Genomic DNA, 22,610 nt, shown 5'->3' with positions numbered 1-22,610 from the left:
CAGGTGCATCACTCACGATTTAATTTTTTTGGTGCCGTCGTCGGCGTCTTTGGGCGCACTCGGCGCGCTCGGCGACGAGCCGCTGCCGGAGCCCGCCGAGCCGCCGGAATTGAGCAGGATCGGTGTGCCCGACACCGCCACGCTGACCGGGCCGACCACCACAAAGGCGCCGCCTGCCTTCAGCGTAATACTCGCGCCCGCTTCGATCACGATGTTCATGCCCGCCTTGATATGGATGTTCATGCCGGCGTCGATCGCATAGTCCATCCCGACTTTTTCCTGCAGCTTCTGCCCGACTTTCAGCGATGCGTTGCCGTCGACCTGGGCGTTCTGGTCGCCCGTCACGGCGTCGTGGCGTGCGCCGGTGATCGCTACGAACTCGTTGCCGGTCACTTTCAGATGCCGGTCGTTGCCGACATTGCTCAGCATGTCGTTCTTGACCCAGGTCTCGTGGTCCTTCTCGGCGTGGAAGAACAATTGCTCGGCGCCTTTGTCGTCGTCGAAACGCATTTCGTTGAAGCCACCGCCGCCTTTGGTCGAATTGCTCTTCAGCGTCGAGAACATCTGGTTCGCCGGCAGCTCGTACGGCGGCATCGTGTTCGCGTTGTACACGCACCCGGTCACGAGCGGCCGGTTCGGATCGCCCTCGACGAATTCGACGACCACCTCCTGGCCGATCCGCGGCACGAAGAACGTGCCCCAGCGTTTGCCGGCCCAGCTCTGCGACACGCGCACCCAGCACCGCTTCATGCGCGTGTCCGCATCGGCCGGCGGGGCGAACTGTTCCCAATGAAACTGCACCTTGATGCGGCCATATTTATCGGTAAGGATTTCTTCGCCGTCCGGGCCGACCACCATCGCAGTCTGCGGGCCCGCCGCGACCGGCTGTGGAGTCAGCCGCTCCGAGCGGAAGTGGTTTTCCTTGCGCAGCGCGGTGAACGCGCAGTCGAAGAACGGCGGCGAGGGATCATGGCGCAGCGTCGATACATAGACATCCGAATTGACTTCGTACACGGCGCTGACTACCAGATAGTCGTGGTTCTGCGCATCGCAGGCGTGATTCTCGAGCTTGAACTGGCCGCCCGGCCAGATGCCGCGCGCGCTCGAGCGGCCCGAAATGCTGTCGTTGCGCGCCTGCCGGATCTCGATACCGACCTTCGCATAGCGATCGCCATCGCTGGACTGCACGTGGCCGCTCAGATGCTCCTGCATCGCGTACACCGGCGGATCGTAGACTGTCGGCCGCGTCGCGCGAGACAGCAGGCCTTGCTGGTTGCTCAACGTGGGTTTTTCGAAATCGTAGTCGTTGACTTCGTACTTGCCGGTCTGCAATTGCGCGCCGGAACTCCACGCATAGACACATTCCTTCTCGGTCGACGGCTCGTACCACCCATCGTACGAGATCGACGCATAGTGCTCGATCGGTGCGTGCACGTCGCTCGAATCGGTCAACACCAGCGTATGCTTGCCCGCCCTGTGCTCGAAGTAGTAGTAGATGCCCTCATGCTCCATCAGGCGGCTGATGAAAGCGAAATCGGTCTCCCGGTATTGCGCGCAGTGCTGCAGCGCCGGATAGGTCGCCTGACATTTATTGCTGACGTCGATGTTGTAGTCCTGCAGCACGCCGGTCACGATATCGAGCACGCTCTTTTCATGGAAAAAGCGGCTGTGCGACGAGCGCGTGAGCAGCCACAGCCGCGGACGCACGACCGCTTCGTAGCGCGCCATGCGGTTGTGGGTGCTGTCGCCCGGCGCGACGATCCGGAACGCCGTGACGATGCCGTTGAATTGCCGCTCACCGTCGCCCGGCAACGATACTGCGACCGAGATGTCGTGCCCGAGCAGAGCGCCGGGTTGCAGATCGTTGCGCTTGCTCAGCAGATCGAGCCGCCATTCGCTCAGGCGCCCCAACTCCTCGCTGCCCCCCAGATGCAGGAACAGCAGATCCTCGCCGGCAGGCGCGCAACTGACGGTGACGTGTCGGTTCGGGTTTTGCGTGGTCATGTCACGGAATCATTGTCTTGACTGTCGCCGGATTGACGATCGTGACCACGCCACCCCAGTTGCACATGCAGGTCGACACGTTGTCGAGCGACGGCTGGTTGCCGAGCAGCACGCTCGGCGCGCCCGGCGTCCACGGCGTCATGGTGGCCGGAATGCACGGCATCGGCGTGAGCACGCCCAACGCCGCCGCGGTCGCGGCGGCGACGGTCGGATTGGCGGGCGAGCTGCACACGCCGAACGGCATGATGTTGACGAGCGGAATGTGATCCATGATGTTGGCCGCGGGCGGCCCTTCTCCCATCACCCGGTTGACCGGCAGGACCACGAGCGTCGAAGGCGCCGCGCCGAACGAACATTGCAGCGTCGCGCCCATGCTGACTTGTTGCGGCATATGAGGGCATCCTCCGGTCGGATCGATCAATCGAACGTATAGAGAAATTCACCGTCGCGCGCCCCTATCTGCACTTTCGTGACCCGGCTTCCATTCATCATGCGGGTCAGAAACTCGGTGCTGATGCGCGGCAACAGCGTGTTGGTCAGGATCGCGTCGATCATGCGGCCGCCGCTTTCGAGTTCGGTGCAGCGGCTGCCGATCAGCTTCACGACGTCGTCGTCATAGCTGAACGGAATCTTGTGCGACACGCGGATGCGTTTCTCGATCCGCCCTAGCTGCAGCCGGATGATCGCGCCGAGCATCTCGTCGGAGAGCGGAAAGTACGGAATGACCACGACGCGCCCCAGCAAGGCCGGCGGAAACACCTTCAGCAACGGCTCGCGCAGCGCTTTCGCAATACCCTCCGGCTCCGGCATCAGCTCCGGGTCCTTGCACAGGCTCGTGATCAGATCGGTGCCGACATTGGTGGTCAACAGGATCAGCGTGTTCTTGAAGTCGATCACGCGGCCCTCGCCGTCTTCCATCCAGCCCTTGTCGAACACCTGGAAGAACAGCTCGTGAACGTCGGGATGAGCTTTCTCGACTTCGTCGAGCAGCACCACACTGTACGGACGGCGGCGCACCGCTTCGGTCAGCACCCCGCCCTCGCCGTAGCCGACGTAGCCGGGCGGTGCGCCCTTCAGCGACGACACGGTATGCGCTTCCTGATACTCGCTCATGTTGATCGTGATGACGTTCTGCTCGCCGCCATACAGCACCTCGGCGAGCGCCAGTGCGGTCTCGGTCTTACCGACCCCCGAGGTGCCGGCGAGCATGAACACGCCGATCGGCTTGTTCGGATTGTCGAGACCGGCGCGCGAGGTCTGAATGCGCCGCGCGATCATCTCCGTCGCATGCGCCTGGCCGATGATGCGCCGGTTCAGGTTCTCCGCGAGCTTCAGCACGTTTTCGATTTCGTTGCGGACCATCCGGCCCACCGGTATGCCGGTCCAGTCCTGCACGACAGAGGCGACCGCCTGCTGATCGACGGTCGGCAGGATCAAGGGGTCTTCGCCTTGATGCTGCGCGAGCTGCGCCTGCAGGTCGCGCAGTTCGGCGAGCCGCGCATCGCGCGTCGCAGTGTCGCTGGCGGCGTTCCCGATCGTGCCGGTTGCGGCTCTGCCGTTCGCGGTTTCGTTCACGGCTTGATTCACCGCTTGGTTCGCTCCGTTCGCTTGCGCGGCGCCTTCCACCTTGCCGGTCTCGCCGCGCAGTTGCGCGCGCAGCGCGAGAATCCGCGTCACCAGTTCTTTTTCCGTCTGCCAGCGGACTTCCAGCGTGGCGAGGCGCGCGTGTTCGGCGGCGAGCTTTTCCGCGGCCGTGGCGCGACGTTCGTCGGTATCGAGGCCCACTGCGCTTTCACGGCCGATGATCGCCAGCTCGGTTTCGAGCGCCGCGATCCGCTTGCGCGAGTCGTCGACCGATGCGGGCGTCGCATGCTGGCTGACCGCGACGCGCGCGCAGGCGGTGTCGAGCAGGCTGACCGCCTTGTCGGGCAACTGGCGCGCCGGAATGTAGCGATGCGACAGCCGTACCGCCGCTTCGAGCGCTTCGTCGAGCACCTGCACCTTGTGGTGCTGCTCCATCGTCGAGGTGACGCCGCGCATCATCAGGATCGCGCGGGTCTCGTCCGGCTCGCTGACCTGCACGACCTGGAAGCGCCGCGTCAGCGCCGGGTCTTTCTCGATGTGTTTCTTGTATTCGGCCCACGTGGTCGCGGCCACCGTGCGCAGCGTGCCGCGCGCGAGCGCCGGCTTCAGCAGATTCGCCGCGTCGCCGGTGCCGGCCGCCCCGCCCGCGCCGACCAGCGTGTGCGCTTCGTCGATGAACAGGATGATCGGCTTTTCCGACGCCTGCACTTCCTCGATCACCTGCCGCAAGCGGTTCTCGAACTCGCCCTTCATGCTCGCGCCGGCCTGCAGCAGACCAACGTCGAGCGTGCGCAACTGCACGTCGCGCAGCGACGGCGGCACGTCGCCCGCCGCGATGCGCTGCGCGAAACCTTCCACCACCGCGGTTTTGCCGACGCCCGCCTCGCCGGTCAGGATCGGATTGTTCTGGCGGCGGCGCATCAGGATGTCGACCACTTGACGAATTTCCTCATCGCGCCCGACGATCGGATCGAGCTTGCCGTTGCGCGCCTGTTCGGTCAGATCGGTGGTGAAGCGCCGCAGCGCTTCCTGCTTGCCCAGCGCTGCGGCCGGCACCGGACCGCCCGCGCCGTCCGCATCGCCGCCTTCGCGCTGCGCACCGGCCGCCCGAAAACCATCGCTCGCGCTCATGGCCGCTTCCGGCGACTCGCGCAGCAAGCTGTGGAACTCGTCGACGAGCGAATCGAGCTTGATGCGCTCGAACTGACGCGAGATGCCGTAGAGCCCGTTGCGCAGCGACGGCGTCTTCAACAGCCCGACCACCAGATGACCGGTGCGCACCTGCGACTCGCCGAACATCAGCGAGCCGAACACCCAGCCACGTTCGACCGCCTCCTCGACTTGCGACGAGATGTCGGTCACCGAACTCGAACCGCGCGGCAGACGGTCGAGCGCTTCGGTCAGATCGCGCGCCAACGCGGAAGGCTCGAGCCCGTAGTGTTTGATGATGCGGTGCAGGTCGGAGTCCTGCAATTGCAGGATCTGGTGGAACCAGTGCGACAGTTCGATATAAGGATTGCCGCGCAACTTGCAAAACACATTCGCGCTCTCGATTGCGCGGAATCCGAGCTTGTTCAGCTTGCCGAACAACGCTGCCCGTTTGATCTCGGCCATTTTTCTATTCCCTCGATGATGTCGATGGCGGCGCCGCCGCGCACGCCTCGCGGGCCGCCACGGCAATCCGTGAACGGCCATCCGGACCGATCGGCCGCAACACCAGTTGGCGCTGATCGCCGCGCGCCGGGTGGCCGAGCGTCCACGTGGTGTAGCCGAGTCGCGTGTGGCGCCCGAGCCTCAGGCGTGGCACGTCCTGCTGCTTCAGCACCAGCCGCAGATCCCAATCGAGCCCGTCGCGCGCGTAATTGCGCACCCAGTCGATGAGGCGCTTCAGACTCTCGCCGCCCGGCAGGAAGCGCTCGTAATCAGCGCGGCTCAACGGTCCGATGACGATGCGGAATTTATGCTGGCAATCCCAGACGCGCGCGCCGAGCAGCGTCGACACGCCGAGCGCGGCCGAACCGTCCGGTGCGCCCAAGCGCAACAACGAATTCGCGGGCAGCGTCATCCAATGGCCGACCCACTGTTCGATGTCGACCGGCAGGTTGAAAAAGCGCGCCAGCACGAGTTTCAAGCCAGCAGCAGGACGGGTCGGCCCGCCCAGCAAACCCGCGAAGTGCAGTTTGGCGAAATCGGGCACCGCATCGCGCTCGCGCAGCGTCGGCTCACCCAGCCCGAACACGCTGCCGACATAAAAGGAAAACCGGTCGCGCCCCGGGCGGTCGAGGCTCACCGCCGGTTGCGCATTGGCCCACGCGCGGTAGTACAGCGACACCATCCGGTGGTGAAAGACATCGAGAAAACGCGCGAAGGTCGGATCGTTCGCATTGCGAGCGCGGTCGCGCGCGTACTCCGTCAGATGGGTCGGCAGCGGTCCGTGCGGCCCGAGCAGACCGAAGAACTTGACCGCCAGGCGTGCGGCGTGATCTTCGCCGGCCGGCGTGAAGGCACCGAGCGTCGTCGGATGAAACACCAGTTCGGGTTCCTGCACGAAACGGATCGCATCGTCGCGCGGCTGCATCGACTCGCCGACGCGCGGCTTGTCCGGATATGCGTTCTCCAGCAGCCGCACGACCTGGAAGAAGTCGAAGCGGTGCGCGTCGTCTTCGAGCTGGCGCAACAGTGTCAGAGCGTCCGGCATTGTCCGACCCTCGCTGGCCAGCGCATGATCTCGCCGCGCGAAAGCGTCTTCACGACGGTCTCGGTGAACGAGTTGATCGATACGTATTGCGCGAAATAATGCGCGAGCACGGCGCCGAGCAGAAACGCGCCGGCGCCTTCGAACGCGGCTTCGTCGAGTGTCAGCGTCACTTCGAGACCACGGCCGAATACGATCGGACCGGCGCACGGCAAGCGTCGTGTCACCGAGCGCGAATCGATCGAGCGCACGCCCTCGATCAGCCGCTGACTCGCGATCTCGTCGGCGGGACAGTAGAGGCTCAGCAGATCGCGCAGCGCGCGGGCGCCCTCCTGCGCGTCGTTATCGAGCAGCGACGAATAGTTCAGCGACAGGTGGCTCAGCAGCCGCCACGCCACGGCTCCGTGCGCATACGATGGCAGCGGCGGGCTCGGGCCGCTCACGCAGCGCACGCTCTGCACCGGCGCTTCGACATCGAGCGTGAAATCGGCGGGGCCGACGCCGACGGGCATGGTCAATGGCAAGTCGCGGTTCGTGCACAGCACCTGCAAGCCGAGTTGCCGCAGGTCGGCGCGAAACGGCGCATTGCTCGCGTCCACCAGCGCGATGAACATCTCGCTGCCGAGGTAGCTGGTGCGGGGGCCGCGTTCATGCTGACGCGCCGACGGCAGACGTTTTTCTCGGCGCACCTGGTAGTACGCGCCGGCGCGATAGGTGGCGCCGAGATCGCGCGCGTGATAGAACGGCTCGAAGCGCTGCTCGCCGCCGGCGCCCGCGCTATAGCCGGTCGCACTCTCGATCTGATAGATCTCGAAGTCCATCGGTCGGGTGCGATCGGCCACCACGTGATATTCGAACTGTTCGTCCGACAGCGCGATGCGATCGGTACGCCGCGAGAACAGATTGATAGCGGGCGTGCAATGCAGCGCGAAATTATTCGCGTCGAGCGATTGTTCGAGCAGCGGATCACCGCGTTTGAGCAGCACGATGACTTCGATGTCAGTGTCCGCGCAGCGACGCAATGCCGCCTGCAAGCCGTCGATGGCCAGAAACATGAAGCGCTGCGGAAAGGCGAAATACTCCTGCAACAACCGGTAGCCCTGGAACGACTGCCGGCTGACCGGCAGCAATGCCTGATCGTCGGCAAAGCCGAGCGGGCGCAGCGCGTTCGCCGGCAACTGCACATGCCAGGCCGCAGGACGTTTGGCCGGCATCACGAGGATGCCGCTCACCGAAGCCAGCAAACGCTCGTGAATGCGCGTCGGCATCCCGTCCGTGCCGCGCAGATACAGCGTCAGCCGGTCGAGTTTCAGCTGGTTGATTTTCAGACCGCCGGTGGCACGCAGGCGCAGTCTGAGGCCGGCCTTGACACCCGCGCCGGCCGCCATGCTCGCCGGCAGCGCGCTGTCGATGCCACCGAGCGAGCCCGCGTGCGTAAAAAACCGCGCTTCCGTGATTTCGAGCGGCCAAAGCGTCAGTTCGTGCGCGCTGCGGTATTCGCAGCGCGTCGAGCCGTTCTTGTCGAGCACGCTGCGCAGCGCGCTGCCGCGTGGAATGCGCACGCCGTCCGCGAGATTCGAGCTGCTCAGGTCGGGCTGGATCTGCACCACGGCCATCGACGGCGTGGGCGCGAGGTAATGCGGGTACACCAGTTCCGCGAGGTGCTGGGTGAAGCGCGGAAACTCGTCGTCGATCTTCAGTTGCACGCGGGCCGCGAGGAAACTGAAGCCTTCGAGCAGACGCTCCACGTACGGGTCCGCGCATTCGAGGTTTTCCAGTCCGAGGCGGCCGGCGATCTTCGGAAATTCGCGCGCGAACTCGCCGCCCATCTCCCGAAGGTGCTGCAGTTCCTGGCTGTAGTATTTGATCAGGTCCGGATTCATGGCTTCAGCGTGGTCCGCCCTGGTCGATCACCCGGATTTCGCCGACTTCCAGATCGAGTTCGGTCCTGAAGTAGAGCCGCTCCGGATACGGCTGCGCCCACAGATCGCCTTCCACGAGAAACGACACCGTGTTGTGGCGCCCGGTCGTCTCTTCGACTTGCATCGAGCTGACCCGCACGGTATCGCGCAGGATGCGCGGCTCGAACGCCCAGATCGCATCGCGCACCAGTCGCTCGAGCCGCAACGGATCGATGCCGGAGGCGGTCTTGCCGGCAATGTCCGGCAAGCCGAAATTGATCACGGAAGTCGCGACATACGGATAGCCGCTCAGATCCTGCACCGACGCGAGGCCGTTCGCGTTCAGCAACCAGCCGAGGTCGCGCTGCACGCTGTCGCGCAGCGCGCGCATCGACAGAACGCGGCGTTCGCGCGCTTCGACTTTCACCTCCGGTTCGAGATCGGTCAGGCGGTCGAGCAGCGACGGTTGCAGCCGATCACGGGCGGTCAGCTCAGCCATGATCCGGCACGGCCGCGCCGTCCTGTTCGGGAGGCGCGTCGCCGCTCATCAGTTCGATGGTTCGCACGTCGAAGAGCGCGTAGTCGTTCGAGTCGGAGGCGAACATGCGCTGTCCCACCGGCCGCGCGAGCGCGGGATCGTCACCGATCCATTCGGTCAGGCGCGCCAGCCACAGCGCGCGGCTGGTTTCGGCGAGCGTGCCCGGATAGCGGGCGGGAATCAGACCGGCGGCCTGGCCGTCGTTGGCCCACGTGAAGACGGCCGGCATCCAGACCCGGTCGCGCAGGTCGGACGGCGGCTCGATTTCGATGCGTTTGATGCGCGCAAAAGGAATCCAGTAATAGCGGCCGTTGAGCACGGCTTCGAGGGTCGGACCGAGCCGGTTGTCGGCGTCGGCGAGCCATGTGAACGGTTCGCCGTTCAATGCGCCGGCGGTGGCGGGCGCCTCGTCGAGCGCCTGCGCGCGCGCGGCCACGGCCGCGCCGCTATCGCCCGCGGCATCGAGCCGCAATGCCTCGACCAGCAACGCGAGCCAGCCGGTCGGCTCGCCGAAGATCAGCGGCGCGCGCTCGCCTTTGAAAACCGCTTCGCGCAGCGCCTCGCATTGCAACGCTTCGCGATAGGTTTGCACCATCGGCAACGCGGCCGCGTCGAGTTCGCCGACGACGTTCAGTTGCGTCAGCGCGCGATCCCAGGCGCCCATCACCGCGAGCAACTGGAATAGAAAGACGCGATAGGCGGCCTTCGACGGATCCTTGCGAACCTGGTTTTGCAATTCGCGCAGACATCCGTCGAGATCGCCTTCGCGCAAGCATTCTTCTGCGTTCATGCCGGTTCGCTCCGGTCTGGCTCAAGTCGTCCCACCCGCCGCCGCCCCGCGACGGCGCGGCCGCCGCGGTGCACTCGCCCTTCGCGCTCAGCCGATCAGGTCGTCGCGTTGGCGGGGATGTTCCATTTCACTTCGACCACCCCGCCTTCCTTCTCGCCCTTCGCGTTTTGCGGCTGGTACTCGATATGGAATTTTTCGAAGTTGAGCGTGACGTTCTCCGTGAAGCGTTCTTCGCCGCCCGAGCCGCCTGTCGAATACGAGCTGACCAGCACGCCGTTCAACGTGATCTTGTAGTACTCGAGCGGATTGTCGCCACCTGCCTTGCGCACCGTCAGCAACGCCGTGTCGATGTGCGTGCCTTTGGTGCATGCCGCCATGATCGGCGGACTCGCCTTGTCGCTGTATTTGGTAAATGACAGGTCCTGCACCGACACCTTGCCGGCGCCGCCGCCCGTGCCCATGTGCATCGTGCCGCTCTGGCTCATGCCCCAGCTCCACGCGAGCACTTCGATTTCTTCCTTGTGGGTCTTGTCCTGCGACTCGCCCTTGATATCGCCCAGCTTCATGAACATGTCGATGGCCATCTTCTTCTCCGCTCAAAGCAATTCGAGACTAAATAGGGATTTCCGTCATGCCGCCTTGGCGGACGGAAGCTTCGAAACCAACCGTAGCGATACGGTCAGGCCTTCCAACTGGTAATGCGGACGCAGGAAAAACTTCGACGTGTAATAACCGGGATTGCCTTCGACTTCCTCGACGACCACCTCGGCGGCCGCGAGCGGGCGTCGTGCCTTGGACTCTTCCGTCGAGTGCGCCGGATCGCCGTCGACGTACTGAAGGATCCAGTTCTGCAGCCAGCGCTGCATGTCGTCCCTCTCCTTGAAACTGCCGACCTTGTCGCGCACGATGCACTTCAGGTAGTGAGCGAAGCGGCTGCAGGCGAACAGGTAAGGCAGACGGGCCGCCAGGTTCGCATTCGCGGTGGCATCCGGGTCTTCGAACTCGGCGGGCTTGTGCAGCGACTGCGCGCCGATGAAGGCGGCGAAATCGGAGTTCTTTTTATGCACGAGCGGCATGAAGCCGTTCTTCGCGAGTTCGGCTTCGCGGCGGTCGCTGATGGCGATTTCGGTCGGGCATTTCATGTCGATGCCGCCGTCGTCGGTGGGGAACGCGTGCACCGGCAGATTTTCGACGGCGCCTCCCGACTCGATGCCGCGAATCCGCGAACACCAGCCGTACATCTTGAACGAGCGGTTGATATTGGTCGCCATCGCATAGGCGGCATTGGCCCATGCGTATTTGCCGCTGTCCGCGCCGGCCGTGTCTTCCTCGAAATCGAATTCCTCGACCGGATTGGTCTTGGCGCCATACGGCGCGCGCGCGAGAAAGCGCGGCATCGCGAGACCGACGTAGCGCGCATCCTCCGATTCACGCAGCGAGCGCCACGCGGCATGATCAGGAGTCTGGAAGATTTTCGTCAGGTCGCGCGGATTGGCCAGCTCCTGCCATGAATCCATCAGCATGACAGCGGGATCGGCGCCCGCGATGAACGGCGCATGCGCGGCGGCCGAGATCTTGGATATCTGCGTCAGCAGATCGACGTCGGGCCCGCTGTTGTCGAAGTAATAATCGGCCACCAGCGCGCCATACGGCTCGCCGCCGAACTGGCCGTATTCCTCTTCGTAGAGCTTCTTGAAGATCGGGCTTTGATCCCACGCGGTGCCCTTGTACTTCTTCAGCGTCTTGTACAGATCGCCCTTCGACACGTTCATCACGCGGATCTTCAACGTCTCGTCCGTCTCGGTGTTGTTGACCAGATAGTGCAAGCCGCGCCACGCGCTCTCGACTTTCTGGAACTCTTCCGAGTGGATGATCTGATTGATCTGCGCGGTCAGCTTCTCGTCGATCTGCGCGATCAGCGATTCGATCGTCGCGAGCACATCGCCCGAGATCAGGTTGGTATCGCGCAGCGCCTGTTCGGCGAGCGTGCGCACCGCCGTCTCGACGGCTTCCTTCGCCTTCTCGCTCTTCGGCTTGAATTCCTTTTGCAGCAGATTCGCGAAATCGCTCGTTTCAAGCCCCGCTTCGCCGGGTTGCGCTTGCCCTTGGGTGCTAGGTTCAGCCATGGTCAGACTCCCCTGTAAATCACGCTCATTGCTGCGGCTTCGGTGCGGACGCCAACGACTGCAGCAACGCAGGATCGTTGAGCAGTTTCGCGATCAGGTCCTCGGCGCCGGTCTTGCCGTCCATATAGGTCAGCAGGTTCTGCAACTGGCCGCGCGCCTCCAGCAGCTTCGACAACGCGTCCACCTTGCGCGCGACCGCCGCGGGCGAAAAATCGTCCATGCTCTCGAAGGTCATGTCGACCGCGAGGTTACCTTGACCGGTCAACAGGTTCGGCACCTGCACGGCGACGCGTGGCTTCATCGACTTCAGACGCTCGTCGAAATTGTCGACGTCGATCTCGAGAAACTTTCGATCCGCCACCGGCGCAAGCGGGTCCGCCGGCTGGCCGGAGAGATCGGCCAGCACGCCCATGACGAAGGGCAGATTGACCTTTTTCTCGGAACCGTAGACTTCGACGTCGTACTCGATCTGAACCCGCGGCGCTCGATTGCGCGCGATGAACTTCTGGCTGCTTTCCTTGGCCACGACCATTCCCCTGGTTGACGCCGCACGGCCGCGAGCAGCGTGGCGCATGACTGGCGTTGCTAGAACCGAAAAAGCCCATCCCCGCCTGACTGTTTACTCGTTTTCGATACCGCCGGCCTGCCTGGCCTGGCGCACGCCTTCGGGCGCGAGGTCCTGCAGAATTTCCATGAAATTCTTGTCGACCAGACGGCGCGCGCGCTGCAGCAGCAGCGGCACCGGGCTGGAGGGTTCGTGATGCTCGTAGTACGCGCAGATTTTGTCGATCATGCGGATCACGTCCTGACGGTCCGTGATGTCGCCCGACCCAGGCGCGGCCGCCGCTGCCGCGCCGGCGCGTTCGCCCGTGGCCGCGTCGCCGTTTGAGAAGGCGTCCGGCGCTCCGGCCGGGACGTCCAGACGTTCGCCGAGAAAGTCGGCTGCGCGCCGCAGCAGCCTAGTGAGCGGCGACAGGTCGATGGAACGCGCCGCGCCGACGCGCTCGGTCAGTACCGTCTCGATGCGCATCGCGCAATGCTGCGCCGCGAGCAAGGCCGCGTGCGCGGCGCTGGCGTCTTCATGGGCGTCGGCGATCACCGCGTCGATCGAGCTCAGCGACGGCGCCTCGACGCCTTTTGCCAGGGGCACTTCGCCGGTCGCATATTCGATGTCGCGCAAACTGACAACACCGTGCGCGCGCGACGATGCGAGCGGTGCGTCGCGCACGTCCACCAGCATGCCGGACGGTTCGACGAGTGCGGCGAGCGCGTTGACGCGGGCGGTCGGATCGTTGTCGTCGTCGGGATCGAGCTGCGGATAAACGTGGTCCCAGCGCTGTTCGAGCAGCCCTTCGACGAGCGCGAGGCCCTCGGCGAATCCTGGGAAACGCTGGCGATTCAGCAGCGCGCGCGCGAGGTGCACCGCGACGCGCAAGTCGCGGCCCTTCGCGAGCAGATCGAGCGATAACGCTTCGGCTACTTTCCAGTCAGGCGGCGTGGCGGCGACCATGGTTTCGCCGAACTGCACCTCCGGCTTGCCGTGGACGACCTGCTCGAGCGCAAGGAAGTCAGGGTCGTACTCGAGGTCGTCCCCGCACGGACTGGCAGCTGATAGGTCGGCAAGCATTTCGCCCGCGAGAAGCGTGGCCATGTCTGGTATCGGTCTCGGATGAGTAGTCTCGACGCACCGTAAGTGAGCGGTACGGGTAGCCCTTGCCGGCCAGCAATCAGCGTTTCCGGAAATACGTGTTAACTCTGATTAGATTGTCTGTGCCAGCTATTGCGATGTTTTTAGCAAGCGTTGTACTTTCTCGGCGGCAACCCGATATGAGAATAGCACGCAGCCCGGAAAATCAAAGCCGGAATCAATAGAAACGAATTTTGAGTAATTAAGCGAAACGGTATATGTAATAGCATTTAACTCCGTAAACGCATAAAACGTTTAACCCTTCATTCCGGCACCATATCCTTTCAGGACAGTCGATTGGCGGGATCGGCCCACATCTATGTAAACGAATCAGGCGCTCGATTTTAAAAAAATGCGAACCTCGCGGACTCCCGGTAAATGCCTACGTTGCGTTTAAGGGTTAGTCCCGATAGCGGTACGACACCCCTCCGAAGCGGTGAATAACATATTAAGGTTTGTCTTGTAATAAATAAAACGGGCCAATAGACTAAGTTTGTTTTCCAATCATTGCGCCGGTTGCACGGCGCAATTGGCGGTATTGCACGCGTTGTTTGAAGCCGGGCTCTGCCCCCAGCAGGCGGGGCTCACCACCTCGGGGCGAAAAGTGGCAGATATCCAGAGCGCGGCAATGGCCGACCACGCTGCAGAAAGCGCACTGCCCGACCTGTGGCAACGCCGCACCTGCCTGAGCCACGACGAGATGGAGTCGATCTATACGATCGTGCGCCACGCGCTGACCGGCTACCATCCGTCGGAACTGCAGGCGCTGGGCGAGGACAAGGAGGAACTCATCTCACAGTTCCTCTATTTCAAGGTGTTCCGTCTCGATGCCGCACCGACTGCATTGCCCACCTTCCCGCTACACAGCGCGCCTTCGACCAGCCACGCCGTTTGCGCCTACTTTCGCCGCTATCTGATCGACTGTCTGCGCAGCGCGAGCCATCAGCGCAACGTGTCGCTCGATGACGACGGCGTGATGCTCGAGATCGACCGGCAAACGGCCTTTGACCCCGATCCGATCGGCTCGGTCCTGCTGCAATACGGTTTGCACGAAGCCGAAGTACGCGAATCCGCGTCGCACTTCATCGACTCGCTCGGCGACGCCAACCGCATGCTGCTCGCCGGCAGTCTCGGCTGGCTGTCGAACGAGAAAGGCGGTCTGTCGCAGGTCGCCGCGCGCTACGGCATCGCGTCGTATCACTACCGGGCGCGCAAGCTCGGCGTCACGCTGAAAAAAGGCTCGATACCCGCCGACTTCGCCCGCACCGAAATCGGTCAATGGATCGAGCAGGGCCTCGGCATCGACATCGCGCCGGGCAATCGCATCGTCATCCTGCTGGTTCTGGGCATTCTGTCCGCGCAGTCGCACGCACAGGAATGAGCTCGACAGACCACGAGCCTATGAGGGGTCAACGGTGCAACTTGTCACCGCAAGCCTGACCGACCGGGGCGGCCGCCCGCGCAATGAAGATTCGTTCGGCGACTGGTCGAGCGAACGGCTCTACTATTGCGTGGTCGCCGACGGCGCCGGCGGACATGGCGGCGGCGACACCGCCTCGCGCCTCGTCGTCGATTCCGTGCTGGCGGATTTGCGCTACCTGACCGTTGCCGAATTGCCGCCGACGGGCGAACGGCTGTGCAGCGCGCTCGCGCATGCCAATCAGAACATCGTCGAAGAACAGTCGCGCGGCAAGGGCAACGAAAAAGACATGCGCTCGACTGCCGTGGTGCTCGCCATCGATCGCGAATGCGCGACGGCCGCGTGGGCCCATTGCGGCGACACCCGCCTGTACTGTTTCCGCCACGGTGAAATCAGCGCGCGCACACGCGACCACAGCATGGTTCAGCAGATGGTCGACGCGCACCTGCTCGCCGAGGAGCAGATGCGCCATCACCCGCGCCGCAACGTGCTGTATGCGGCGCTGGGCACCCGCGAGCCGCTGCCGATCGCGTGGGTGGACGGCACCTTCGCGCTACGTGACGGCGACGCTTTGCTGATCTGCACGGACGGCCTGTGGGAGTACGCCGACGACGCCGGCATCGCCGACGCGTTGGCCCATGCCGCGACACCTGGCGCCTGGCTCGATGCGCTCGCGCAACAGGTGCGTGCGAGCGCCAGCGCGCATCACGATAACTTTACGGCGCTCGCGGTGTGGGTCGGTGACGATGCGCAGGCGACACGATTGATGCCGGGCCCGGCACCGGCGTAACGCCGCCGATCAGCATCAGAACGGGTCTTGCATCATGCCGATCTCGATCATCATTCCCTGTCTGCAGATGGCGGCAACGCTTGGGCGCGCAGTGGAAAGCTGCCTGATCCAGCCTGAGGCCGCGCAAATCATCGTCGTCGACGATGGCTCGACCGATGCTTCGATCGAAGTCGCCGAGCGTTACGGCCGCCTCGACGCGCGCGTGCAAGTGCTGCGCATGCACGTGAACGGTGGCGTCGCCGCCGCGCGCAATTGGGCCGCGATGCACGCCACCGAGGACCTGCTCGGTTTCATCGACGCCGACGACGAGTACCTGCCCGGCGCGCTGGCTGCGGCGAGTGTCTATCTGCAGCGCTGCCCGGGTGAGGCATCGGTGCGGCTCGATGTCGAGTATGCCGGCTTTCCGCGGGCGATCGTCGAGCATCCCGATTTCGAAAAATACGCGGCGATCCTGAGCAACACCGTGCCGAGTAGTCTGGTGATCCGGCGCGCGGTCTACCGCGCGCTGGGCGGGTTTCCGATCGACGCGTTCTTTCGTCGCGTCGGCGGCGAAGACGGCGCGTTTTCGTGGGCCTTGAGCAGGTTGTTCGGCAACCGGCGACTGATCGACGCGAAGCGGGTGCGCCAGCATTACCACCCGGCCATCCACGCGGAAAGATTCTTCAGGATTCACCTCGGCATGGAGCAGCCCGTCCATGAAGAGGTCGTCGAAGCATGGCGGCTCGCGCAACAGTTCGTCGCGGGCGCCGAGGCCGCCATCGCGCAACTGCGCGCGCTGCATTCGCCCGACGGCGCCGCGCCGGCCGTCCCGCCCGCTTCCCCTCGCCCCCGCTAGAAGTCGCCGCAGCCGTGCTGCGCGTTGATCAGCATGCAGCTGTTCAGATTCGGCTGCGAACGCACCCGCTTCCATTCGACCGCGAGGAGGTCCTGATTCTCGCCCGGCGGCGTCGTGCTGAAGAGCGGCTGGTTCGAGCCAATACAGATGTTGGTGCCCTGCAGATTGTTTTCGTAGACGAACGTCTGCTGCTGGCTGCTGAAAAACGTCTGCAGACCGCTTTGGGCGACCGGATTGGGGATCGGGCCCTGCGGGTTCGCAATCGTGCCCGCAAACGGGACCACCATCAGCGTGCCTGGCACGTCCTTGACGATATAGCCCACGCTAGACGTGAAGTTCGGGATGATCGGATAGCCGCCCGCCGGTGAAATCAGACTGGCCGTGGTCGTCTCCGAGCCGCTCAACGTGCCGGCGGCGGTATCGCCGTTGATCAGGCCGCTGGTCGTGTAGGTGAACGCCGGGTTCGGCGCGCCGACGTAGCGCGTCGCGCCGTCCGCGGTGACCGTGACCGTCGGCCGCGCGACATAGACGAAATGATTGCCGGCGCTAGGCACCGTGCCGCCCCAACTACAGCCCGAGCCGAACAGGCAGCCGTAGAAATTGGGCTGCGCGGTGTTCGGCTGCACGCTGCCGCGTGTCTCGGTCCTCCAGGTGCTGCCCCAGATTCGCCATGCGTTGCCGGCGCTGAGCGTGCCGGACCCGGCATCGACGAAAACACCGTTCTCCATCACCAGATCGATTGAGCCGCCCGCGCTCAGATTCGTATTCGGAGCCGTCGCGGACGGCGTGCTCGCGCCCAGCCCGATATTGCCGGTCGCAGCGGTCGCGACGAGGCTGCCGCTTAGCGTGGAGTTCGTCACGGACACCGGGCTCGACTGGCTCGCGGCGGAGTCGAACGTCCGGCTCGTCAGCGGACCGATCACGAAGCCATGCGAGTTCGAGAAGGTGACGGTCCCCGCATTGGCCATCGCTAGCACGGCGACATCGTTTTGCGGATCGGTCAGCGTGAAGGAACCGGGGCCGGCGAGGATCAGCCCGGCGCTCTGGATGCCGCCAGGGTCCGTGACGGGACCGGCCGAAAGCAGCATCAAGGTCTGGCCTGGGGTCGAGACGCCGTACGTCAGCGCGATCCCTTGACTGCCCGCGCCCGGGTTGGACAGCGTCAGATTGTTCGCGAAGCCCGGACGCGTCGGCACGCAGGGCGAGCCGCCCGATGCGCACTGCCCGCCGACGGTGATGAGCCCGGTCTGCGTGCTGGAACCGAGCACGATGCTGGGAATCGACGCGAAGGTCGAGAAAGTCGGGGCGTCGATGCCGAGGCCGCCGCCCGTGCCGAGCAGCGTGATCGGCGTCGCGTTCTGGGCGGTAATCGCGAAGCTCGCCGGGTCCACCGACGCCGGCATGATCGACAGCACGCCGCCCGGCGACGACAGCGCCGCTTGCGTGATGGCGAGGCTGCTCGCCGTGCCGTCGTTGAATGCGCGCAACACGATCGAACCGGGATTCGCGGTCGAGATCGTCACGTTGTTGCCCGCGACACTGAAGGTCGCATTCGTCAGCCCGAACTCGCTCTGCTCGGTCGCGGGCACCGCCGCGCCGATCGCGACGCCCGGATCGGACGTCGTGGTCGAACCGGCGATGCCGATGGTGGTGGCGGGCGACCCCGTCGCGCTGATCGTGCCGTTGGCGATCAGCACGCCATAGTCGCTTTGCAGGTTCGGACTGCTGCCGGCGGGCCCGCTCACCGCGCCCCGAATATCGATCGTGCCACCGCTGGTCGACGTGATCGTCGTGCCGTCGGCGATCAGCACACCCTGGACGAAGGGACCGGTGCCGCTGCCGAACAGACTCACCGTGCCCGTTCCGGTCCTCACCGAGACGGGCGCGGTCTGGATGCATTCCCCGCATAGCGTGTTCTCGAACATCAGCCCGATCACCGAGTCGCCGTTGACCGCGGGTCCCACGCTTTGTCCGCTGAACTTGATGTTGCCACTCGTCGACTGGACCGACGATCCGTGCATGTCGAGCCCGATACTGACGTTCATATTCGACGCCACGCTGCCCGCCGCGGAAATGTCGCCGCTGCCGGTGCTCAACGTCGTGCCGTAAAAATAGACGCCGTGCGCGAAGGTGCCCCCGGTGACATTTCCTGTCACGCCGATCGAGCCGGTCGTGTTGGCGATCGTGGTGTTCTGGATCTCGACGCCAAAGCCCCCTTGCGCGCTTTGCGACACGCTACCGGCGAGCGTGATCGCACCGCCCGAACTGCCGAGCCCGGGTTGCAGCGCGGGACCCTCGCCCACCGTGGCGGCGCCGCTCAGGAATACGCCGATCCCGGCGCCGCCAACGGCACGGCCATTCACGCTCAGCGTGCCGCTCGTCGTGTTGGCGGAACTGCCGGACAGCAGCACGCCGATGCCCTGATCCTCGAGATTCGAACTGCCGCTGCCATCGATGGCGAGCGCGCCGCTGCCGGTTTGAATCACGCTGTCGCCGACCACGGATACGCCGTCGTTGCCTCCGCCGCCGGCGGTGGCCGTGCCGGTGATGCCCAGCGCGCCGCTCGTCGTCGCCAGCGCGCTGGTCCCGCTGATCGCTACGCCGTTGGCGTTCGGGCCCAGCGCGACGCCCGTCAGCGAGAACGCGCCGCGCTCCGTGGAAATATTCGACGCGTTGATGAAGATGCCCGACGACGACGTGACCAGGTAGCCAATCGCCACACCATTGATCGGGAACGTGCCGGTGGCCGTCAGATCGCCGCCCGCCGTGTCGATGCTCGACCTCTGGATCAGCACCGGGCTCGCGCCGCCGCTTCCCAACGTCACACTGCCGCCGTTGGTGTTCACCGTGACGCCCTGCAACGAGACCAGACTGAGCGGGCTCGAGCCGCCCACGTTCGCATCGAATACGAGGCTGAGCGGCCCCGCGCTCGACGTGATGTTGTTGTTGACCAGCACCGATCCGGACGCGCTGAGCTTCAGCGTGGCGCCTTGCGCGACGGTCGTGACGTTGAGCGGCGCGTCGACGACGATGTCGCCCGCGCCGTTGTTCGGATCGGTCCCGGTCACGACCGTCACCGACGTGCCGAGGCCCAGCGGACCGGTGAGCGCCGTGTTCAGGATGAACGAAGTGCCGGTGATCGGCCCGAACGTCATCGTGTTGGAATCGGTTGCGGTTTGCGTTTGGACTGGCGCCGCGGAGACATCCGGTATCTGCGTCACGATGTCGACCTCGAACGGATCGAGCAGCCACCTGCCGCCCCGACCCTTCGCCGCCGATGCGTCGATGGTCATGCCGGTCGTGTCGAGCGAGTGGCCGGACGTCTCGATCAAGCCGCCGTTGCCGCCCTGCGGTCCACCCTTCGCCGTCAATGTGCCGTAAATGCGGCTGGCCGTTTCGCTGTAAGCCACCACGTTGCCGCCATTGCCGGCGGCGAGCGCATCCGCATGGATGCCGGCGCTCGGCGACATCCAGATCGCATTGGCATTGCGCACCGAGGGGTCCGCGCCCGCCGGGCCGCCGCCGAAGTGCACGATACCGCCGCCCGCGGCGCCGCTCGCATCGACGTAGGCTCCGGCCAGCAGCGCCACGTCGTAGCCGGTCACATCGATCCTGCCGCCGCTTTGCCCCGCGCCGCCGCTTGCGTCGAGCGTACCGCTCACCTGCGTCACGCCGTGGGCGCCGCCGTCGAGCAGAATGTGCCCGTCGTGCTCGCTCAGGCTTTGCGCGCGCACGATGCCTTGCTGGTTGATGACCGTGCCGGCCAGCGCGTCGGCCGTCTGGGCGCTCATGACCACGCTGCCGCCGTCGGCGGCGAGCACGCCGGTATTGCCGATCAGCGCGTGCGCCGCTCCCGCGTTGATCTTCAGCGTGGTCAAACCGTCGCCGGCGAAGTCGACGGTGATGTCGTTGCCCGCGCCCAGCGCGACGGTGCCGAGTTTCGCGCTGACCGTGCCGCGATTGCTGACGGAGCCGCCGAGCAATGCGATGGTGCCGCCCGCGGCCGCCGTCAGCGAACCGGCATTGCTGAGCGCCGCCGCCGATGCGCCCACGAAGTGGAAGTTGCCGGCGAGGAAGTCGGCATTGGAGAGATTGAGCGTCGAGGCGATCATCGAACCCACGTTCACCGAGGACCCCGGCGCAAAGATCACTCCGGCCGGATTGACGAGAAACACCTTGCCGTTGGCCTGCAAGCGTCCGGCGATCACGCTGGGGTCGTTGCCCACCACGCGGTTGAGCAGCGCGGACGAAGCCGACGGCTGGGAGATCCTGACCGCTTCGCTGCCGCCGATCGAAAACGTGTTCCAGTTGACGATCGCGTTGGACGAGCCCTGCGTGATGTTCAGCCGCCCCGCGCCCGGCGAGTTGATGCTGACCGTGCCGGCCACCACCTGGGCACCGGTCGGATTCGCGAGCGCGAGCGGCAGATACGATGCCGCGAACAACGCGGCGACCGCGCCGGCGATCGTGCTCGCAGGCCCCGGTCGCATCTTGCATGGCTTGTTCATCGCACACCTCGGCACAGATTCCTGCTGCTTGTCGTTGCGGTTGCCTGCTAGAACGTCTTGGTCAGTTGCACGTAAAAGCGCGGCAGCTTGTCGTTGCCGGTCGTATCGGGCCCGGTCGTGCGCCATGCGACCGTACCCTGCAGCGAAATGCCGCCCGGTGCAGCCCAGAACGCGCCCAGACCCACGCCGCTGCGCGTGATCACGTTCGACCCCTGGCCCGGACGCGGCGTGGCGTTGTACCAGCCCGTACCGAAGTCGAAGAAGGTGAACACGGTCGCCCGCGCATCGATGGCAAAGCGCCCTTCCACCGTGGCGACGAAACCCTCGTCGACCAGTGCCTCGGACGGCGAATAAGCGCGCACCGCGCGCGGGCCGCCGAGCAGAAAGCGCGACGAACTGTCGAGCGTGGTCGCGGCCCACTGGCCGGACACGCCGGCGAACACGCTGAGCCGCTCGGTGACCGCGTTCAGGCGGTTGGCGAAGAAGGTGGCGCGCAGTTCGTTGCCTTGCGTGTCGCGACCGAGCGGCGAAGCATCGAGCGCCTCGGCCTCGGCGTTGCGAAAATGCAGACTGCCGATCAACAGCTCGACATCCGCGCTGTTGAAACCGCCGCCGAACAGCGCGTCGCGGCTTTCGTAGCTCAGCCCGATGCTGCCCTCCACGAGTGATCTGGGATTGTGTTGATCGACGATGCCGACGTTGTCGATCAGGTCGCGGTACTCGAAATTGACGCGCCCCAACAGGCTCTGGTTGCGTGTGCGCACGAGCGGATGCGTGAGCGTGAAGTCCACCACGGTCGCTTCGCCCTGCGCGTCGAGCGACGCGAATTCCCGGCCGAGCACATAGTTGAGCCGCGATACCGCGACCCCCACGCGCGTGCCTTGCGCATTGATCGGCGCTTCATAGCCGACGCGCCCGTAGAGGGTGTCGCCGCGTTCGCTGCCGAGCAGCCGCAAGTCCAGGTTGTCGCCGATCATGAACGGCGAATTCAGGCGAGCGAGCGCACCGAGCCGCCATGTGCCGCTCGACTGCGTGCCGTAGTTGTCGACGTCGAGCGCAAAGGTCCAGCGTTTGGCCGGCGCGACGTTGATGGTCAGATCGACCGTGCCCGGCTCGTCGCCCGCTTCGATGGCTGACGACACCTGAATACCCGGCAGATCGGACAGCAGCAGCATGGTCCGTTCGAGTTCGTGTTGCCGCAGCGGCTTGCCGGTCGGAATCTGCGCGACGCGCTCGCGCAGCAGGTCTTCGCGGATCGGCGTGCCGGCCGCGATGTCGAGCCGTACATGGCCGACGCGCCCTTCGAGCACGCTCAACTCGACGTTGCCGGACGTGACATCCTGCGGCGGGATCACCACCTGCGCGAGCAGGTAGCCGTGATCGCGATAGACCTGCGTGATGCGCGCGGCAATCGCTTCGAGCCCGGCAAAACTCGTTTCCTTGCCGAGCTTGTCCTGAACGGGCGCAAGCAGCGCGTCGCCGGAAATCGTGTCGTTGCCCTTGAGCGTGATGCTCTTCAGCAGGAAGGCCGGACCGGGCGTCGCCACGGGCGCGGCCGGCGGCGGCACGGCGGGCAACGCCTGATTGCCGCTCGGCGGTGCCGGACGGGTCTCACGCGGCGCCGTCTGGTTCAGGATGCTGCCCGCGTTCGGCAGCGTCTGGCCCCACGCGAGCGCACTACCGCAGGACACCGCCGCGGCGATCAGTCGGAGTCTGTTCATCGGTGTAGGTG

16 protein-coding genes are annotated in these 22,610 nt (G+C 65.0%); 3 read left to right on the top strand and 13 right to left on the bottom strand.

The window, feature by feature from the left end; all coding sequences use genetic code 11:
- Nucleotides 1–12: 12 nt before the first annotated feature.
- From OKW43_RS09370 to tssA, 11 genes are all read right to left on the bottom strand, one after another.
- Entirely contained in the window at nt 13–2,004 is a 1,992-nt protein-coding gene (locus OKW43_RS09370) for a type VI secretion system Vgr family protein (RefSeq protein ID WP_429446753.1), read from the bottom strand.
- Nucleotide 2,005: 1 nt separating this feature from the next.
- Nucleotides 2,006–2,395 (bottom strand): DUF4280 domain-containing protein, encoded by a 390-nt coding sequence (locus OKW43_RS09365; protein ID WP_187637220.1) that lies wholly within the window; start codon nt 2,393–2,395, stop codon nt 2,006–2,008.
- Between the two features lie 26 nt (nt 2,396–2,421).
- Nucleotides 2,422–5,202 carry a type VI secretion system ATPase TssH gene (gene tssH, locus OKW43_RS09360; protein ID WP_429446751.1) on the bottom strand — a complete coding sequence of 927 codons (2,781 nt, stop codon included), beginning with the start codon at nt 5,200–5,202 and terminating at the stop codon, nt 2,422–2,424.
- Nucleotides 5,203–5,206: 4 nt separating this feature from the next.
- Nucleotides 5,207–6,286, bottom strand: coding sequence for a type VI secretion system baseplate subunit TssG (gene tssG / locus OKW43_RS09355; protein ID WP_429446749.1), 1,080 nt, complete (start codon nt 6,284–6,286; stop codon nt 5,207–5,209).
- Complete coding sequence (gene tssF, locus OKW43_RS09350; RefSeq protein WP_429446747.1) at nt 6,271–8,166, bottom strand: type VI secretion system baseplate subunit TssF; 1,896 nt, start codon at nt 8,164–8,166, stop codon at nt 6,271–6,273. The genes tssG and tssF overlap by 16 nt, the downstream gene beginning before the upstream one ends.
- A 4-nt stretch (nt 8,167–8,170) precedes the next feature.
- Entirely contained in the window at nt 8,171–8,683 is a 513-nt protein-coding gene (gene tssE / locus OKW43_RS09345; protein ID WP_187637224.1) for a type VI secretion system baseplate subunit TssE, read from the bottom strand.
- Nucleotides 8,676–9,512 (bottom strand): type VI secretion system accessory protein TagJ, encoded by an 837-nt coding sequence (locus OKW43_RS09340; protein ID WP_429446745.1) that lies wholly within the window; start codon nt 9,510–9,512, stop codon nt 8,676–8,678. The genes tssE and OKW43_RS09340 overlap by 8 nt, the downstream gene beginning before the upstream one ends.
- Nucleotides 9,513–9,607: 95 nt before the next feature.
- On the bottom strand, nt 9,608–10,096 hold the full coding sequence (locus tag OKW43_RS09335; protein ID WP_187637226.1) for an Hcp family type VI secretion system effector: 489 nt from the start codon (nt 10,094–10,096) through the stop codon (nt 9,608–9,610).
- 45 nt (nt 10,097–10,141) lie between these two features.
- Nucleotides 10,142–11,638 (bottom strand): type VI secretion system contractile sheath large subunit, encoded by a 1,497-nt coding sequence (gene tssC, locus OKW43_RS09330; RefSeq protein WP_187637227.1) that lies wholly within the window; start codon nt 11,636–11,638, stop codon nt 10,142–10,144.
- Nucleotides 11,639–11,663: 25 nt separating this feature from the next.
- Nucleotides 11,664–12,170 (bottom strand): type VI secretion system contractile sheath small subunit, encoded by a 507-nt coding sequence (gene tssB, locus OKW43_RS09325; protein ID WP_222945744.1) that lies wholly within the window; start codon nt 12,168–12,170, stop codon nt 11,664–11,666.
- A gap of 87 nt (nt 12,171–12,257) precedes the next feature.
- Nucleotides 12,258–13,289, bottom strand: coding sequence for a type VI secretion system protein TssA (gene tssA / locus OKW43_RS09320; RefSeq protein ID WP_429446742.1), 1,032 nt, complete (start codon nt 13,287–13,289; stop codon nt 12,258–12,260).
- Between the two features lie 640 nt (nt 13,290–13,929).
- Between tssA and OKW43_RS09315 the strand changes: the two genes are divergently transcribed.
- The 3 genes from OKW43_RS09315 to OKW43_RS09305 are packed head-to-tail and all read left to right on the top strand — an operon-like array spanning nt 13,930 to nt 16,370.
- A complete protein-coding gene (locus OKW43_RS09315) occupies nt 13,930–14,706 on the top strand; it encodes a hypothetical protein (RefSeq protein ID WP_429446740.1) in 777 nt (258 codons plus the stop codon).
- Nucleotides 14,707–14,740: 34 nt separating this feature from the next.
- Nucleotides 14,741–15,535: a PP2C family protein-serine/threonine phosphatase gene (locus OKW43_RS09310; RefSeq protein WP_429446738.1), complete on the top strand. Its 795-nt coding sequence runs from the start codon at nt 14,741–14,743 to the stop codon at nt 15,533–15,535.
- Between the two features lie 34 nt (nt 15,536–15,569).
- The gene (locus OKW43_RS09305; RefSeq protein WP_429446736.1) at nt 15,570–16,370 is read left to right on the top strand and encodes a glycosyltransferase family 2 protein; all 801 of its coding nucleotides are present in this window, start codon (nt 15,570–15,572) and stop codon (nt 16,368–16,370) included.
- Here OKW43_RS09305 and OKW43_RS09300 read toward each other — a convergent pair.
- Nucleotides 16,367–20,878, bottom strand: a complete 4,512-nt coding sequence (locus OKW43_RS09300) for a beta strand repeat-containing protein (protein ID WP_429446734.1) — start codon at nt 20,876–20,878, stop codon at nt 16,367–16,369. The two genes, OKW43_RS09305 and OKW43_RS09300, sit on opposite strands and share 4 nt — an antisense overlap.
- Nucleotides 20,879–20,925: 47 nt before the next feature.
- Complete coding sequence (locus OKW43_RS09295) at nt 20,926–22,599, bottom strand: ShlB/FhaC/HecB family hemolysin secretion/activation protein (protein WP_429446732.1); 1,674 nt, start codon at nt 22,597–22,599, stop codon at nt 20,926–20,928.
- Nucleotides 22,600–22,610 lie beyond the last annotated feature (11 nt).

Source organism: Paraburkholderia sp. WC7.3g (genome assembly GCF_050436345.1).
In the GTDB taxonomy this organism is placed as follows: Bacteria; Pseudomonadota; Gammaproteobacteria; order Burkholderiales; family Burkholderiaceae; genus Paraburkholderia; species Paraburkholderia podalyriae.
Note: the sequence above shows the minus strand (reverse complement) of the source record. Positions and strands in the feature narration are given on the sequence as shown.